Here is a 17943-nt window from a genome sequence, read left to right as displayed (position 1 = left end):
ACGACACCCTCGAGCACCAGCACCTGGCGCTCAACGAGATTCACCGCATCACCGGGCATGACCAGCTGTTCGACAGCTTGCTCGTATACGAGAACTATCCGGTCGACGCCACGACGTTGTCGGCCGTCCACGACCTGACCGTCACCGAATTCACCAGCCACGACTACAACCACTACCCGCTGTCGCTGCAGGCCGTGCCCGGTGAAGAGCTGCGCCTGCGGGTCGAATTCGACACCGACGTGTTCGACCCGGCCCACATCGACACGCTGACCGCGCGGTTACACCGGCTGCTGGTCGCCATGGCCGCCGATCCGGCCCGGCCGTTGCTGTCCGTGGACGCGCTCGACGGCGGGGAACACGCGCGGCTTGCCGACTGGGGGAATCGGGCGGCGTTGACCGGGGGCGCGGCCGCACCGCCGTCACTGCCCGCGCTGTTCGCCACCCAGGTGACCCGCAGGCCCGACGCGATCGCGGTGACCTGCGAGGGTCGCACGATGACCTATCGCGCGCTCGACGAGGCGTCGAACCGCCTGGCGCACCTGTTGGTTGACCAGGGCATCGGGCCAGGACATGTTGTGGCGCTGCTGTTTTCCCGATCGGCCGAGGCGATCGTGGCCATCCTGGCGACCCTGAAGGCCGGGGCGGCCTACCTGCCCATCGACCCGGGGCTCCCGCCGGCCCGGATCGGATTCATGATCGATGACACCGCACCGACCGTCGCGCTCAGCACGACGGGCCTGCGCTCGCGCCTGGCCGGGTCCGGACTGCCGGTCATAGACATCGACGCCGCCGCCGTCCACGATCACTCCGGCACCGCGTTGCCGGCGCCGGCATCCGACAACGTCGCGTACATCATCTACACCTCGGGCACCACCGGCGTCCCGAAAGGCGTTGCCGTCACTCATCGCAACGTCGCCCAACTCCTGGACTCGCTGCACGCCGCGCTGCCCGGAGCCGGCGTGTGGTCGCAGTGCCATTCCTACGGCTTCGACGTGTCGATCCAGGAAATCTGGGGCGCCCTGGCCGGCGGCGGCCGCCTGGTGATCGTGCCCGAGCAGGTGACGCGCTCGCCGGACGAACTGCACGCCATGCTGATCGCCGAAAGCGTCACCGTGCTCAGCCAAACGCCATCGGCGCTGGCGGCGCTGTCACCGCAAGGTCTGCATACCGCGCTGATCATCGGCGGTGAACCCTGCCCGGCGGCATTGGCCGGCCAGTGGGCCTCGGGCCGGGTGATGATCAACGCCTACGGGCCCACCGAAACCACGGTGGATGTGGTGCTCAGTGCGCCGCTCGCCGCCGACACCGGAGCGCCACCGCTCGGCTCGCCGGTGGCGGGGGCCGCGCTGTTCGTGCTGGACGCGTGGCTGCGGCCGGTGCCCGCCGGCGTGGTCGGCGAGCTGTACGTGGCCGGCGCCGGGGTGGCCGTCGGCTATCCGCGCCGCGCCGGTCTGACCGCATCCCGGTTCGTAGCCTGCCCGTTCGGCGGGACCGGGACGCGCATGTATCGCACCGGGGATCTGGTGCGTTGGGGCGCGGACGGTCGGCTGCGCTACGCCGGGCGCGCCGACGGGCAGGTCAAGATCCGTGGCCATCGCATCGAGCTCGGTGAAGTACACAGCGCCCTAGGGCAATTGGACGGCGTCACGCAGTCGGCGGTGATCGCCCGTGAGGACCGGCCGGGCGAGAAGCGGCTCGTCGCCTACCACACCGGCACCGCCGACCCGGCCGAGATCCGCGCCCAGCTGGCCGCGCGGCTACCCGCCTACATGGTCCCGTCCGCGGTGGTGGCCATCGAGGCAATGCCGTTGACGCCCAACGGCAAAATCGACGCCCGCGCCCTCCCGGCACCCGACTACACCGCCGGTGATTATCGGGCCCCGGCCACCCCGGTCGAGGAAATCCTGGCCGGCATTTACGCCCGGGTGCTGGGGCTCGAGCGGGTCGGGGTGGACGATTCGTTCTTCGATCTGGGCGGCGACTCGCTGTCGGCGATGCGGGCGATCGCCACGATCAACACCACGCTGGACGCCGGCATCGGGGTGCGGATGTTGTTCGAGGCGCCCACCGTTGGCGAGTTGGCCGCACGCGTCGGCGCGGGCGGGGGCAGGCTCGACGGACTCATAGCGCACCAACGGCCGGCGGTGCTGCCGTTGTCGTTCGCCCAGTCGCGGTTGTGGTTCATCGACCAGCTGCACGGCCCCTCACCGGTGTACAACATGGCCGCGGCGCTGCGGCTGAGCGGACGCCTGGACGCCACCGCGCTCGCGGTGGCACTGCGAGACGTGGTGGCACGCCACGAGAGCTTGCGCACGGTGTTCACCGCCGTCGAGGGCATACCGCAGCAGGTGGTGTTGCCCCCCGAGCGGGCCGACGTCCCATGGCAGGATGTCGACGCCACGGGCTGGTCACCCGCCCGCCTGGAGGACGCCATCCGCGACACGGCGCGGCACACGTTCGACCTGGCAACCGAAATCCCCTTGTGTGCCAGACTTTTCCGCCTCGGTGTTGAGGAGCACGTCCTGGTGGCCGTGGTGCACCACATCGCCGCGGACGGGGGTTCGCTGCCGCCGCTGGTGCGCGATCTGGCGCTGTCCTACGCCAGCCGTGCGGCCGGACAGGCCCCGGACTGGACGCCGCTGCCGGTGCAGTATGCCGACTACACGCTATGGCAGCGCGCGCAATTCGGCGATCTGGAAGATCCGGACAGCCCGATCGCGAAGCAACTGGCGTATTGGGAACGGGCGCTGGCCGGGCTGCCCGAGCGGCTGGAGCTGCCCACCGATCGGCCCTATCCGGCGGTCGCCGACTACCGCGGGGCCAGCGTGGCGGTGGAGTGGCCGGCGGAGTTGCAGCAGCGGGTGCGGGCGGTGGCCGACGCGCACAACGCGACGAGCTTCATGGTGGTGCAGGCCGCCCTGGCGGTGTTGCTGGCCAAGATCAGCGCGAGTTCGGATGTGGCGGTGGGCTTTCCGATCGCCGGGCGGCGCGATCCGGCCCTGGACGACGTGGTGGGCTTCTTCGTCAACACCCTGGTGCTGCGGGTCGACGTCGGTGCGGACCCGACCATCGCCGAACTACTCGCCCAGGTTCGCCGGCGCAGCCTGGCCGCCTACGAGCACCAGGACGTGCCCTTCGAGGCGCTGGTCGAGCGGCTCAACCCGACCCGCAGCCTGGCGCATCATCCGCTGGTGCAGGTCATGCTGGCCTGGCAGAACCACGAGCCGACCGACCTGAGCCTCGGTGACCTGCGGGTCACCCCGCTGCCGGTCGACACCCGCACCGCCCGAACCGACTTGGCGTGGTCGCTGGCCGAACGCTGGACTCGGGACGGCCGGCCCGCCGGGATCGGCGGCGCGGTGGAATTCCGCACCGACGTGTTCGACACCGCCACCGTGCAAACGCTGATCGAGCGCTTGCGGCGGGTGTTGGCGGCGATGACGGCCGACCCCGCCCGGCGACTGTCGTCGATCGATCTGCTCGACGACGACGAGCACGCGCGCCTCCACGCCATCGGTAACCGCGCGGCGCTGTCGCGGCAGGCCAGCGGGCCGTCCTCGATTCCGGCGCTGTTCGCCGCTCAGGTGGCCCGCGACCCGCTGGCGGTGGCGCTGACGTGGGGCGGCCTGTCGATGAGCTATCGCGAGCTCGACGCGGCCGCGAACCGGTTGGCGCACCGGCTCATTGACGAAGGATGCGGACCCGGGCAATGCGTGGCGGTCCTGATGGAGCGCTCGGCGCACGCCGTCGTCGCCATCCTCGCGGTGCTCAAGACCGGCGCGGCGTACCTGCCGATCGACCCCGCCATGCCGCAACAGCGCATCGGATTCATGCTCACCGACGCCGCGCCCGTCGCCGCCGTCACCACGACGAACCTGCGGTCGCGGCTCGACGGATGCGGCGTCGCAATCATCGACGTCGCCGGGCCCGCCGTGCACACCCGGCCCGGCAGCGCCTTGACCGCGCCCGAACCCGCCGACATCGCCTACCTCATCTACACCTCCGGCACCACCGGGACCCCGAAGGGCGTCGCGGTCACCCACGGCAACGTCACCGCACTGCTGGCCTCGATGAACGGCCGGCTGACGCCGCCGACCGGAGTGTGGAGCCAGTGCCATTCGCTGGCCTTCGACTTCTCGGTGTGGGAGATCTTCGGGGCGCTGCTGTCGGGCGGACGGCTGCTGATCGTCCCCGACGACGTCGTGCGCTCACCGGAAGACCTGCGGGCCTTGCTGATTGACGAAGACGTCAGCGTGCTGAGCCAGACCCCGTCGGCCTTCTTCGCGCTACAGGGCGCCGACGCGTCGCGGTCAACGCATCAGTTCACCCCGCGCACCGTGGTGTTCGGCGGCGAAGCGCTGCTTCCCCAGCGGCTGGGCAAGTGGTTGCACAACCACCCGCACCGCCCGCGGCTGATCAACATGTACGGCATCACCGAGACGACGGTGCACGCCTCCTGCCGGAAGATCTGCGACGCGGACATCGACGGCCACGTCAGTCCCATCGGAAAACCGTTGGCGCACCTGGCGTTTTTCGTCCTGGACCCGTGGCTGTGCCCGGTGCCCGCCGGTGTGCCCGGCGAACTGTACGTGGCCGGGTGCGGGGTGGCCGTCGGTTATCTGGGCCGGGCCGGATTGACGGCGTCGCGGTTCGTGGCCTGCCCCTTCGGCGGCACCGGGACGCGCATGTATCGCACCGGGGACGTGATGCGTTGGGGCCCGGACGGTCAGCTGCACTACCTCGGGCGCGCCGACGATCAGGTCAAGATCCGTGGCCATCGGATCGAGCTCGGTGAAATACACAGCGCCCTCGCCCAATTGGACGGGGTGAAGCAGGCGGCGGTGATCGCCCGTGAGGACCGGCCGGGCGAGAAGCGACTCGTCGGCTATCTCACCGGCACCGCCGATCCGGCCGAGGCCCGCGCCCGGCTGGCCGAGCGGTTACCGGCCTACATGGTGCCCGCCGCGGTGGTCGCCGTCGACGCAATACCGTTGACCCCCAACGGCAAACTCGACGTCCGCGCCCTGCCGGCACCGGACTATCACGGCCGTGATCAATACAGCGCCCCGGCCACCGCCGTCGAGCAGACCATCGCCGACATCTACGCCCACGTGCTGGGCGTCGACCGCGTCGGGATCGACGACTCCTTTTTCGACCTCGGTGGCGACTCGCTGTCGGCCATGCGGCTGGTGGCGGAAATCAACGCCGGTCTCGGCGTCCACCTCGGCGTGCGGGCCCTGTTCGAAGCGCCCACCATTCGCCGCCTGGCGGGCCGCCTCGGCACCGATGGGGGCGGGCGCCTGCCCCTGGTCGCCGCAGCGCGGCCGGCGGTGGTGCCGTTGTCGTTCGCCCAGTCGCGGTTGTGGTTCATCGGCCAATTGCATGGGCCCTCCCCGGTGCACAACATGGCCATCGCCCTGCAACTGCACGGGCGCCTCGACGACGAGGCGTTCGGCGCAGCGCTGGCCGACGTCGTGGCCCGCCACGAAAGCCTGCGGACCCTGTTCCCGGCGCACGAGGGCATACCCCAGCAACTGGTGGTCGAGGCGGGGGCGGCCGACTTCGGATGGCAGATCAGCGATGCGCGTGGGTGGTCGGCCGCCCGGCTGGGCAAGGCCATCGACACCGTGGTCGGCCACCGCTTCGAGTTGGCCACCGAACTCCCGTTGCGGGCGCTGCTGTTTCGGGTGGACGACAACGAGTATCTGCTGGTTGCCGTGCTGCATCACATCGCCGCCGACGGGTGGTCGCTGACGCCGCTGGTGCGCGATCTGGGCGAGGCCTATGCCAGCCGTGTGGCCGGACAGGCCCCGGGCTGGGTGCCGCTGCCGGTGCAGTATGTCGACTACACACTGTGGCAGCGCGCGCAATTCGGCGAATTGCAGGACCCGCACAGCCTGATCGCCGGGCAGTTGCGGTATTGGGAACACACCCTGGCCGGAATGCCCGAGCGGCTGGAACTGCCGACCGACCGGCCCTACCCGATGGTGGCCGACTTCGGCGGGGCCAGCGTGGCGGTGGAGTGGCCGGCGGAGTTGCAGCAGCGGGTACGGGCGGTGGCCGACGCGCACAACGCCACGAGCTTCATGGTGGTGCAGGCCGCCCTGGCGGTGTTGCTGGCCAAGATCAGCGCGAGTTCGGATGTGGCGGTGGGCTTTCCGATCGCCGGGCGGCGCGATCCGGCCCTGGACGACGTGGTGGGCTTCTTCGTCAACACCCTGGTGCTGCGGGTCGACCTGGCCGGTGACCCCACCGTCACCGAGGTCTTGGCGCACGTGCGCGCGCGCAGCCTGGCCGCCTACGAACATCAGGATGTGCCCTTCGAGGTACTCGTGGAGCGGCTCAACCCGACCCGCAGCCTGGCGCATCATCCGCTGGTGCAGGTCATGCTGGCCTGGCAGAACACCGATGCCGCCGACCTGAGCCTCGGCGACGTGCGGGTCACCCCGGTCCCGGTAGAGACCCGCACCGCCCGAACCGACTTGGCGTGGTCGCTGGCCGAACGCTGGACTCGGGACGGCCGGCCCGCCGGGATCGGCGGCGCGGTGGAGTTCCGCACCGACGTGTTCGACACCGCCACCATCGAAGCCCTGGTGTGCCGGCTGCATCGGGTGCTGACGGCCATCACCGCCGACCCCACCGCGCGGTTGTCGTCGATCGACGTGCTGGGCGCCGACGAGCACGCCCGCCTCGATGCGATCGGCAACCGGACGGCGCTGACGCGCGAGGCGCACCCACCCGCGTCGATCCCGGAGGTGTTCGCTGAGCATGTCGCGCGCGCGCCCGAGGCGGTGGCCATCACCGACGGATCGTGTTCGTGGACCTACCGTGAACTCGACGAATCCGCGAACCGGTTGGCGCACTTGCTCGTTCACCACGGCGCGGGACCGGGCCAGTGCGTGGCGCTGCTCGTCGAACGCTCCGCCCGGGCCGTCGCCGCGATCCTGGCCGTGCTCAAGACCGGCGCCGCGTACCTGCCGATCGACCCGGCGCTGCCGGCGGCCCGGATCGACTTCATGCTCACCGATGCCGCACCGACGGTCGTGCTCACCACCGCCGAGTATCGTTCGCGCTCAGGAGATCTCGGCCCGCTCGTCATCGACATCGACGACCCGGAGATCCACCGCCAGCCTGCGACGCCGCTGCCAGCACCGGCGCCCCAGGGCGTCGCCTACACGATCTACACCTCGGGCACCACCGGTGTCCCCAAGGGGGTGGCCGTGACCCACGGCAACGCCACCCAGCTGTTCGCCTCGCTGGGCGCCGCCGGCCTGCCCGCGGCGCCGGGGAAGGTGTGGAGCCAATGCCACTCGCTGGCTTTCGACTTCTCGGTGTGGGAGATCTTCGGTGCGCTGCTGCACGGCGGAAGGGTGCTGGTGGTGCCGGACGAGGTGGTGCGCTCGCCGAAAGACCTGCACGCCTTGCTCGTCGCCGAACGCGTCGACATGCTGACCCAAACGCCGTCCGAGGTGGGGATGCTCGGCACGGAGGGGCTGGAGTCGACGGTGCTGGCCGTCGCGGGCGAAGCCTGCCCCGTCGAAGTGGTGGACCGCTGGGCGGCCGGACGCGTGATGGTCAACGTCTACGGCCCCACCGAGATCACGATCGTCGCGGCCGTCAGCGCCCCGCTCGCCCCGGGACCCGAGGCGCCGCCGATCGGTTCGCCGGTGGCGGGCGCCGCGTTGTTCGTGCTCGACGGGTGCCTGCGGCCGGTGCCCGCGGGTGTGGCCGGCGAGTTGTATGTGGCCGGTGCCGGCGTGTCGACCGGCTACCTGGGCCGGGCCGGCCTGACCGCGTCGCGGTTCGTGGCCTGCCCGTTCGGCGGGACGGGGGCGCGCATGTATCGCACCGGGGACCTGGCCTGGTGGGGCGCGGACGGGCAGCTCCGGTATGTCGGGCGCGCCGACGAGCAGGTCAAGATCCGCGGCTACCGCATCGAACTCGGCGAGATCCAGGCCGCGCTGGCCGGGCTGGCCGGCGTGGAGCGGGCGCTGGTGATCGCCCGCGAGGACCGCCCGGGCGACAAGCGGCTGGTGGGGTACATCACCGGCACGGCCAACCCGGCAGAGATCCGCACGGTGCTGGCCGAGCGCCTGCCCGCCTACATGGTGCCGTCCGCGGTGGTGGTGTTGCCGGCACTCCCGTTGACACCGAGCGGCAAGCTCGACATCCGCTCGCTGCCGGCGCCCGACTACGGCACCGAGGACTACCTGGCCCCGGCCACCGCCGTGGAGGAGATCCTGGCCTGGCTGTACGCCCAGGTGCTCGGCTTGGAGCGGGTCGGGGTCTCCGAATCGTTCTTCGACCTGGGTGGGGATTCGCTGTCGGCCATGCGCCTGGTCGCCGCGATCTACAACGCCCTCGATGTCCACCTGCCGGTGCGCGCCGTCTTCGAGGCGCCCTCGGTGCGCGCCCTGAGCCAGCAGCTCAACGCCGAACACGGTGCGGCAGAGGGTCTTCGCGCCGACTTCGCGTCCGTGCACGGCCGCGACGCGACCGAGGTGTACGCCAGCGACCTGACGCTGGACAAGTTCATCGACGCCCCGACGCTGTCGACCGCGCCGGCGCTGCCGGCCCCGCGCGGCGACCTGCGCACGGTCCTGCTGACCGGGGCCACCGGCTTCCTCGGTCGCTACCTGGTGCTGCAGTGGCTGGAACGGCTGGAACTGGCGGACGGAAAGCTGATCTGCCTGGTGCGGGCCACCTCCGACGAGGACGCGCGCCGCCGGCTCGAAAAGACCTTCGACAGCGGCGATCCGGCGCTGCTGCGGTATTTCCACGAACTCGCCGACGACCATCTCGAGGTGATCGCCGGTGACAAGGGTCGCGCGAACCTCGGCGTGGACGAACCGACCTGGCAGCGGCTGGCCGACACCGTCGATCTGATCGTGGACTGCGCGGCCGTCGTCAACGGCGTGCTGCCCTACAGCGAGCTGTTCACCCCCAACGTCGCGGGCACCGCCGAGCTGATCCGGCTGGCGGTCACCACCAAACTCAAGCCGTACACCTACGTGTCGACGGCCAACGTCGGTGACCAAATCGAGCCGGCGGCGTTCACCGAGGACGCCGACGTCCGGACGGCCGGCCCGATTCGCACCGTCGACGGCAGTTACGGCAACGGGTACGGCAACAGCAAGTGGGCGGGCGAGGTGCTGCTGCGCGAGGCCAACGACCTGTGCGGGCTGCCGGTTTCGGTGTTCCGCTGCGACATGATCCTGGCCGACACCACCTATCGGGGCCAGCTGAACCTGTCGGACATGTTCACCCGGATGGTGCACAGCGTGGTGGCCAGTGGCGTCGCGCCGCGCTCGTTCTATGCGCTCGATGCCGACGGCAACCGGCAACGCGCGCACTTCGACGCGCTGCCGGTCGAGTTCGTCGCCGAGGCGATCGCCGCGCTGGGCGCCCAGGTGATGGACGGGTTCGAGACCTACCACGTGATGAATCCGCACGACGACGGCATCGGCCTCGACGAGTACGTCGACTGGCTCATCGAGGCCGGCTACCCGATCGAGCGGGTCGACGACTTCACCGAATGGCTGCAGCGGATGGAGACCGCCCTGCACGCCCTGCCCGAGCGGCAGCGCCACCAGTCGGTGCTGCAACTGTTGCAGCTGCGCAACGCCTTGCACGTGCCGCCGGCGGATCCCGCCCGCGGGTGCCTGGGGCCGACGGAGCGTTTCCGCGCCGCGGTGCAGGAAGCCAAGATCGGTCCCGATAACGACATTCCGCAGATCAGCCCGTCGGTGATCGTCAAATACGTGACCGACCTGAAGCTGCTCGGTCTGCTCTGAAATCCGTTGGACGATAGCGGTTTTCGCTGACGCGATCAAACCCGTCGTCGCCGCGCCGTCGGCTGGCTACCATGACGGGAGAACGCGACGGTCCCGCCCGCATGGAGGAGTGCTCATCCGATGACAACAGCGCGCCTGCCTCAACTGCCACTCGACGAAGCCAAGGCCGCGGCCGACGAGGCGGCCGTCCCCAACTACATGGCCGAACTCAGCATCTTTCAGGTGCTGCTCAACCATCCGCCGCTGGCGCGCGGCATCAACGACCTGCTCGCCACCATGCTCTGGCACGGCGCCCTCGATTCGCGGTTGCGTGAGTTGGTGATCATGCGGATCGGCTGGCTCACCGGCTGCGATTACGAGTGGACCCAGCACTGGCGCGTCGCATCGCGGCTCGGCGTGCCGGCCGATGATCTGCTGGGCGTGCGGGATTGGCAGAACCACGCCGGGTTCGGGGTCGTCGAGCGGGCCGTGCTCGCCGCCACCGACGACGTGGTGCGCGACGGCGCGGTGAGCGCCGCGAACTGGGCGGCATGTGAGCGCGAATTCGGCGGTGACACAACGGTTCTCGTCGAACTGGTCACGGTCATCGGGGCCTGGCGGATGGTCGCCTCGATCCTGCAGAGCCTGGAGGTGCCGCTGGAGGAGGGCGTGGCGAGCTGGCCGCCGGACGGCCGGTCGCCCCGGGCTTAGGGGCGGGTCACCCCCATCGGCTTAGGGGCGATCGCGAGCGCGGCGCGGCCGGGCGAAGCGGGTCGCTCCCATCGGCTTAGGGGCCTTAGCCCCGCGGCGCGCACCTGAGTTGCGTACTCCCCGTGGCCGATTGACTTCGCAATCGATAGCTTTTAGCGTCGGGCGATGAGAACCAGGGTCGCCGAGATGCTCGGAGTCGAATTCCCGATCTGCGCCTTCAGCCACTGCCGTGACGTGGTGGCCGCGGTGACCAACGCCGGGGGCTTCGGGATCCTGGGCGCCACCGCGCACAGCCCGCAGCGGCTACAGAGCGAGCTGGCCTGGATCGAGGAGCGGACCGGGGGCAAGCCCTACGGGGTCGACCTGTTGTTACCGCCCAAATACGTCGGCGCCGAGCAGGGCGGCATCGACACCAGCCAGGCCCGCACCCTGCTACCCGACGAGCACCGCGCCTTCGTCGACGACCTGCTGGCCCGCTACGGGGTCACCGCGCCCGCTGCGGAGCCGCGCCGCTCCCTCGGCGGCCTGAACATCTCGCCGAAGACCTACGAGCCGCTGCTCGACGTCGCCTTCTCCAACAACATCCGGCTGATCGCCAGCGCGCTGGGGCCGCCCCCGGCGGACCTCGTCCAGCGCGCGCACGACCGCGACGTGCTGGTGGCCGCGCTGGCCGGCACCACCCGGCACGCGCAGCGGCACGCCGACGCGGGCGTCGACCTGATCGTCGCGCAAGGCACCGAGGCCGGCGGTCATACCGGTGAGGTGGCGACCATGGTCCTGGTGCCCGAGGTCGTCGACGCCGTGGCGCCGGTGCCCGTCCTGGCCGCCGGAGGGATCGCCCGCGGTCGCCAGATCGCGGCGGCGCTGGCCCTGGGCGCGGAGGGCGTGTGGTGCGGCTCGGTGTGGCTGACCACCGAAGAGGCCGAGACCGTGCCCGTGGTCAAGGAGAAGTTCCTGGCCGCCAGCTCGTCGGACACCGTCCGGTCGCGCTCGATGACGGGCAAGCCGGCGCGGATGCTGCGCACCGCCTGGACCGACGAGTGGGAGCGGCCGGAAAACCCCGACCCGCTGGGCATGCCGCTGCAGACCGCGCTGGTCACCGAGCCGCAGGTGCGCATCAACGCCGCCGCCGCGCAGGCGGGCGCCAAGGCGCGTGAGCTCGCCACCTACTTCGTCGGGCAGGTGGTCGGCTCGCTCGACCGGGTCCGCCCGCCGCGCTCGGTGGTGCTCGACATGGTCGAGGAATTCATCGACACGATCGGCCGGCTCGAGGGCCTGGTCGACAAGTGATCCCGAGTCGTTTGTCCAGGTCAGGGTCGCAAACCTGACCGGATGCTGGGTGCTCGCCGCAGGAATCCGCACAGAATCCCCGACTCGCCATCCAGGGATTTGACCGCGTCATACCCGTCGTGCATTATCGGTCGGGTATGCACCTCGTTAGGTGAGGCGTCTACACGAATACAGGCCACTGACCCCGAACGTCGAAAGACGCCCCGGGTCAGGACAGCTCCTCCCGGCTTAAGGGTTGAGCCCAGGTGGCTTCCGGCTCGGATTGTTTGTCCAGGCCAGGACACGTCGTGTGGTGCCGAAGCTCTGACGAGAGGGGTGCGGATCTCCGGCGGTCGTCGGGTTCTGCTCCTTTGCTGCGCATAGATCGCACGGAACCGCGTGCGTCGTGACCGCGAGGAGGTGAGGGACAGATGCGTTCTAGCGATAGTCCGGATCGAAGTCCGAACTGTGTTTCGTCCCCATCCGGTCTCCGGCGCGACCTGCTCGGCTGAGTCGTCGCAACGCTAAGTGGTTATCGGCCAAGCGTTCTCGAGATCGGAACCGACACGGGGCGGGACACGTCAGTCCAATCAATCCCCGTTGGATCTCCCCTCTAGGAGGCGATGATGACCGCAGCTCTCTACGACCAAGTGGTGACCGTAGCGCCCGCGCGCACGCTGACCGTGGTGCGCGACACCGACACCGTTCCGGCCGTCGCGCACGCGGCCGTGGCTAAGGCCCGCCGCGCCGACACCCCGCCGTTCGGCGCCGGTAGCGACCCGCTGGTGGACGGCGCCGCTCGGCTGCTGAGCGTGCCGCTGCGTCACGTGTACGCCGCGCTGTGGCGCGTCGGCGTCCTCGAAGTCCGGGCCTGAATCGAACTCCGATGGACGTCGAGCAACTCGGGCTCCAAGGGGTCGCCTGGTCGCAGACGTAGTTCTGCGCCCTGGCGACCCCTTGGAGTGCACCCGGATTTGCGGGTCTTCGTAGAATCGTCTTACTGGCATCGATCCGGCCATCACCGGGGAGCCTTCGGAAGAACAGCCGTCGTGGCCCAGTAGAACCGAACGGGTAGGCCCGTCACAGCCGTCATCGAGTGGCCACGCGAAAGCGCGGCAAGCGGGGTGGTACCGCGGCGCTCGCGCAGCCAGCGCGTCGTCGTCCCCGGTTTGCACCGTGGCACAGGAGACAACGCGCATCGTGACCGACAACGCTGAGGTTCAGGCCTACCCGAAGCCAGGAGCGCCGGACTTCCCGGCGCTCGAGCTCGAGGTGCTCGACTACTGGGCCCGCGACGACACCTTCCGGGCCAGCATCGCCCGCCGCGAGGGCGCACCGGAATACGTGTTCTACGACGGGCCGCCGTTCGCCAACGGGCTGCCGCACTACGGTCACCTGCTCACCGGCTACGTCAAGGACATCGTCCCGCGGTACCGCACCATGCGCGGCTACAAGGTGGAGCGCCGCTTCGGCTGGGACACCCACGGGCTGCCCGCCGAACTCGAGGTCGAGCGCCAGCTCGGGATCACCGACAAATCGCAGATCGACGACATGGGCATCGCGGCGTTCAACGACGCCTGCCGCGCCTCGGTGCTGCGCTACACCGACGAGTGGCAGGCCTACGTCACCCGCCAGGCGCGCTGGGTCGACTTCGACAACGACTACAAGACGCTGGATCTGCCCTACATGGAGTCGGTGATCTGGGCGTTCAAACAACTCTGGGACAAGGGCCTGGCCTACGAGGGCTACCGGGTGTTGCCGTATTGCTGGCGCGACGAAACCCCGCTGTCCAACCACGAATTGCGGATGGACGACGACGTGTACCAGAGCCGGCAGGATCCCGCCCTGACGGTGGGATTCACGGTGGTCGGCGGCCCGCTGGACGGGGCCCACCTGCTGGTGTGGACGACGACGCCGTGGACCCTGCCGTCCAACCTCGCCGTCGCGGTCAATCCCGAGGTGACCTACGTCGAAGTCCGGTCGCAGGGCCGGCGTTTCGTGCTCGCGGAGCCGCGGCTGGCCGCCTACGCCCGCGAGCTGGGGGACGAACCCGAGACCCTGGCCACCCATCGCGGCGCCGACCTGCTCGGCACGCGGTACCTGCCGCCGTTCCCGTATTTCATGGACACGGCCAAGGCATTTCAGGTGCTGCCCGGCGAGTTCGTCACCACCGAGGACGGCACCGGCATCGTGCACATGGCGCCGGCCTACGGCGAGGACGACATGGCCACCACCGACAAGGTCGGCATCGTCCCGGTCACACCGGTCGACTCCAAAGGCCGCTTCGACGCCACGGTCCCGGATTACCAGGGGCAGCACGTCTTTGACGCCAACCCGCACATCATCCGCGACCTGAAGAACGGCAGCGGCCCGGCTGCGGCCAACGGGGCGGTGCTGCTGCGCCACGAAACCTACGAGCACCCCTACCCGCACTGCTGGCGATGCCGCAATCCGCTGATCTACCGGGCGGTGTCGTCATGGTTCGTCGCGGTCACCGAATTTCGGGACCGCATGGTCGAGCTCAACCAACAGATCACCTGGTATCCCGAGCACGTCAAGGACGGCCAGTTCGGCAAGTGGCTGCAGGGCGCCCGCGACTGGTCGATCTCGCGAAACCGCTACTGGGGCACCCCGATTCCGGTGTGGAAGTCCGACGACCCCGCCTACCCGAGGATCGACGTCTACGGCAGCCTCGACGAACTCGAACGCGACTTCGGGGTGCGCCCCACCAATCTGCACCGGCCGTTCATTGACGAGCTGACCCGGCCCAACCCCGACGACCCGACCGGGGCCAGCACGATGCGGCGCATCCCCGACGTGCTCGACGTGTGGTTCGACTCGGGTTCGATGCCCTATGCCCAGGTGCACTACCCGTTCGAGAATCGCGACTGGTTCGACGGTCATTACCCGGGCGACTTCATCGTCGAGTACATCGGGCAGACCCGCGGCTGGTTCTACACCCTGCACGTGCTGGCCACCGCGCTCTTCGATCGGCCGGCCTTCAAAACCTGTGTGGCACACGGCATCGTGCTGGGCTCCGACGGCCAGAAGATGAGCAAGTCGCTGCGCAACTACCCGGACGTGTCTGAGGTGTTCGACCGCGACGGCTCCGACGCCATGCGCTGGTTCCTGATGGCCTCGCCGATCCTGCGCGGTGGCAACCTGATCGTGACGGAACAGGGTATCCGCGAGGGCGTGCGCCAGGTGCTGCTGCCGTTCTGGAACGCCTACAGCTTCCTGGCCCTCTACGCGCCCAAAGTCGGTACCTGGCGCACCGATTCGACGCAGGTGCTGGACCGCTACATCCTGGCCAAGCTCGCCGAGCTGCGCGACGATCTGACGCATGAGATGGACACCTGTGACATCTCGCGGGCCTGCGAGCAGCTGCGCCAGTTCACCGAGGCGTTGACGAACTGGTATGTGCGGCGGTCGCGTTCGCGGTTCTGGGAAGAGGACGCCGACGCCATCGACACCCTGCACACCGTGCTGGAGGTGACCGCGCGGCTGGCCGCGCCGCTGCTGCCCTCGGTGACCGAGATCGTCTGGCGCGGCCTGACGGCGCAGCGGTCGGTGCACCTGACCGATTGGCCGCAGGCCGGCGACGTGCCCGCCGACCGCGACCTGGTCGCCGCGATGGATCAGGTCCGCGACGTCTGTTCGGCCGCGTCCTCGCTGCGCAAGGCCAAGAAACTGCGGGTGCGGTTGCCGTTGCCGAAACTCACCGTGGCCGTGGCGGATCCGCAGCGGCTGGAGCCGTTCGTCGACCTCATCGCCGACGAACTCAACGTCAAGAGCGTCGAGCTGACCGACGCGATCGACACCTACGGCCGCTTCGAGCTCACCGTCAACGCGCGGGTGGCCGGGCCCCGGCTGGGCAAGGACGTGCAAGCCGCCATCAAGGCGGTCAAGGCGGGGGAGGGCGTCGTCAATCCCGACGGCACCCTGACCGCGGGTCCCGCGGTGCTGCATCCCGAGGAATACAGCTCACGACTGGTCGCCGCCGACCCGGAATTCACCGCGGCCCTGCCCGACGGCGCGGGCCTGGTGGTCCTGGACGGCACGGTGACCCCCGAGCTCGAGGCCGAAGGCTGGGCCAAGGACCGGATCCGTGAATTGCAGGAGCTGCGCAAATCGACGGGTTTGGAGGTGTCCGACCGGATTTCGGTGGTCATGGCGGTACCGGACGAGCGGGCCGACTGGGCGCGAACCCACCGCGACCTCATCGCGGGTGAGATCCTGGCCACCAGCTTCGAATTCGGCGACCCGGCCGACGGCGCCGAGATCGGCGACGGCGTGCGGGTGCGCATCGCCAAGGCCTGAGCCCGCCGCGGTCGGCCGCTCGCGCACCGGAAGCGGTCAGTTCCTCGATCGCAGCGCCCGGTGGGCGTGCGGCCAGAACGGCATGCCAACGGCGACCGTCGCCCCGGTGGCGATCACGCCGACCGCCACGTCGACGCTCTTGCGACCATCCGAGGCCCAATAGACGTCCTTGAGGTCCAACAGCAGCGCCAGCTCGTCGACGATCATCGCGTTGGCCGCGCCGTAGGCCACCGCCGCCGCGGGGTGCTGGCGTTGCTTGTCGCTGCCGCGCAGCCCGATGCCGGCCACCGTGGCCAGCATGCCGATGCCGATGTTGTAGTGGTGGAAGTGCTTGCCGCCCAACGACACTCCGCCACCGGAGGGTCCATGCCCGGCCCGGATCCAGTGGGTGAGGCCGCGCAGGCCGGCGAAGGTGAGGGTGAACGAGGCCCAGGCCAGCACGGTGGCCTGCTCCCCGGGTTGCAGGCGCTCGTTCCATTGGTGGCGCAGCCGCGCCCATCGCGTCGAGGGCGACGCGTCCCCGTGCGGAACGGCCGCAGCGCCGGACTCGGTGGCCATGACAAAACGGTAGTTCACCTGGCCCGTCGTGGGGGCAATAGCATCGATCGGGTGGAGTCGCGGTGGGTGCTGCACCTGGACATGGATGCGTTCTTCGCCTCCGTCGAGCAACTCACCCGCCCGACGCTGCGTGGGCGCCCCGTGCTGGTCGGCGGACTGGGCGGGCGCGGCGTGGTGGCCGGGGCCAGCTACGAGGCGCGCGTGTTCGGGGCGCGCTCGGCCATGCCCATGCACCAGGCCCGCCGGCTGGTCGGCGTGAGCGCGGTGGTGTTGCCGCCGCGCGGCGTGGTCTACGGGCTGGCCAGCCGCCGGGTGTTCGACACCATCCGCGCCGTGGTGCCCGTGGTCGAGCAGTTGTCCTTCGACGAGGGGTTCGGTGAACCCGCCCAGCTCGCCGGGGCGTCCGCCGAGGACGTCGAGGCGTTCTGCGAGGACCTGCGCCGACGGGTCCGCGACCACACCGGGCTGATCGCCTCGGTGGGCGCCGGGTCGGGCAAGCAGATCGCCAAGATCGCCTCCGGGCTGGCCAAGCCCGACGGGGTCCGGGTGGTGCGCCGCGCCGAGGAACGCCTGCTGCTGGGCGGGCTGCCGGTGCGCCGGCTGTGGGGGATCGGGCCGGTCGCCGAGGAGCGGTTGCATCGCCTCGGCATCGAGACCATCGGCGAGCTGGCCGCGCTGACCGAGGCCGAAGCGGCCAACATCCTGGGCGCCACGATCGGGCCGGCGCTGCACCGGCTGGCCCGCGGCATCGACGACCGCCCGGTCGCCGAGCGCGCCGAGGCCAAGCAGATCAGCTCCGAATCGACCTTCGCCGTCGATCTGACCAGCCTGGAGCAGTTGCGCGAGGCCATCGAGCCGATCGCCGAGCACGCTCATCAGCGCCTGCTGCGCGACGGTCGCGGCGCGCGCACCGTCACGGTCAAGCTGAAGAAGTCCGACATGAGCACCCTGACCCGGTCGGCGACGCTGCCGTACGCCACCACCGAGGTCGCGGCGCTGCTCGGTCTGGCCCGCCGGCTGCTGCTGGATCCGCGCGAGATCGGGCCCATTCGCCTGCTCGGCGTGGGCTTTTCGGGGCTGAGCGACGTGCGGCAGGAATCGCTGTTCCCGGACTTGGAAGTGCCTGAACCGCAACAGGATTCGGCGTCGGTGGAAACCGCGACCGAGGCCATGTATGGGTCCGGGCCCCAGGCAGCAGACGATGCGGGGTGGCGGGTCGGAGACGACGTGGCCCACCGCGACCTCGGGCACGGCTGGGTGCAGGGCGCCGGTCACGGCGTGGTCACCGCGCGGTTCGAAACCCGCACCTCCG

7 protein-coding genes and 1 riboswitch are annotated in these 17943 nt (G+C 70.1%); of the genes, 6 read left to right on the top strand and 1 reads right to left on the bottom strand.

Features of this window, described 5'->3' with window-relative positions:
• The 5 genes from A9W96_RS05640 to ileS form a co-directional block, all read left to right on the top strand.
• Positions 1-9794 (top strand): non-ribosomal peptide synthetase (locus A9W96_RS05640; RefSeq protein WP_156765124.1); only part of this gene is annotated, 9794 nt, incomplete at its 5' end.
• 120 nt (positions 9795-9914) lie between these two features.
• The gene (locus A9W96_RS05635) at positions 9915-10484 is read left to right on the top strand and encodes a carboxymuconolactone decarboxylase family protein (RefSeq protein ID WP_066880486.1); all 570 of its coding nucleotides are present in this window, start codon (positions 9915-9917) and stop codon (positions 10482-10484) included.
• A 165-nt stretch (positions 10485-10649) separates the two neighbouring features.
• Entirely contained in the window at positions 10650-11774 is a 1125-nt protein-coding gene (locus A9W96_RS05630; RefSeq protein ID WP_067138339.1) for a nitronate monooxygenase, read from the top strand.
• A 136-nt stretch (positions 11775-11910) separates the two neighbouring features.
• Positions 11911-12096, top strand: a riboswitch (M-box (ykoK) riboswitch).
• A gap of 283 nt (positions 12097-12379) precedes the next feature.
• Positions 12380-12628 (top strand): Rv1535 family protein, encoded by a 249-nt coding sequence (locus A9W96_RS05625; RefSeq protein WP_067138343.1) that lies wholly within the window; start codon positions 12380-12382, stop codon positions 12626-12628.
• A 325-nt stretch (positions 12629-12953) separates the two neighbouring features.
• The gene (gene ileS / locus A9W96_RS05620; protein WP_067138341.1) at positions 12954-16073 is read left to right on the top strand and encodes an isoleucine--tRNA ligase; all 3120 of its coding nucleotides are present in this window, start codon (positions 12954-12956) and stop codon (positions 16071-16073) included.
• A 36-nt stretch (positions 16074-16109) separates the two neighbouring features.
• Here ileS and A9W96_RS05615 read toward each other — a convergent pair whose 3' ends face one another.
• Positions 16110-16631 carry a hypothetical protein gene (locus A9W96_RS05615; RefSeq protein WP_082972059.1) on the bottom strand — a complete coding sequence of 174 codons (522 nt, stop codon included), beginning with the start codon at positions 16629-16631 and terminating at the stop codon, positions 16110-16112.
• Between the two features lie 66 nt (positions 16632-16697).
• Between A9W96_RS05615 and A9W96_RS05610 the strand changes: the two genes are divergently transcribed.
• Positions 16698-17943 (top strand): DNA polymerase IV (locus A9W96_RS05610; protein WP_197499410.1); only part of this gene is annotated, 1246 nt, incomplete at its 3' end.

This window comes from Mycobacterium sp. 1245852.3, assembly GCF_001669335.1.
In the GTDB taxonomy this organism is placed as follows: Bacteria; Actinomycetota; Actinomycetes; order Mycobacteriales; family Mycobacteriaceae; genus Mycobacterium; species Mycobacterium europaeum_A.
The sequence above is the reverse complement of the archived record's forward strand: the minus strand, read 5'-3'. Positions and strand labels throughout refer to the sequence as shown.

Excerpts from the sequence above, each read along its gene's own strand:
- A9W96_RS05615 (WP_082972059.1), bottom strand. The coding sequence starts at position 16,631 with ATGGCCACCGAGTCCGGCGCTGCGGCCGTTCCGCACGGGGACGCGTCG.
- A9W96_RS05630 (WP_067138339.1), top strand. The coding sequence starts at position 10,650 with ATGAGAACCAGGGTCGCCGAGATGCTCGGAGTCGAATTCCCGATCTGC.
- A9W96_RS05625 (WP_067138343.1), top strand. The coding sequence starts at position 12,380 with ATGACCGCAGCTCTCTACGACCAAGTGGTGACCGTAGCGCCCGCGCGC.
- A9W96_RS05635 (WP_066880486.1), top strand. The coding sequence starts at position 9,915 with ATGACAACAGCGCGCCTGCCTCAACTGCCACTCGACGAAGCCAAGGCC.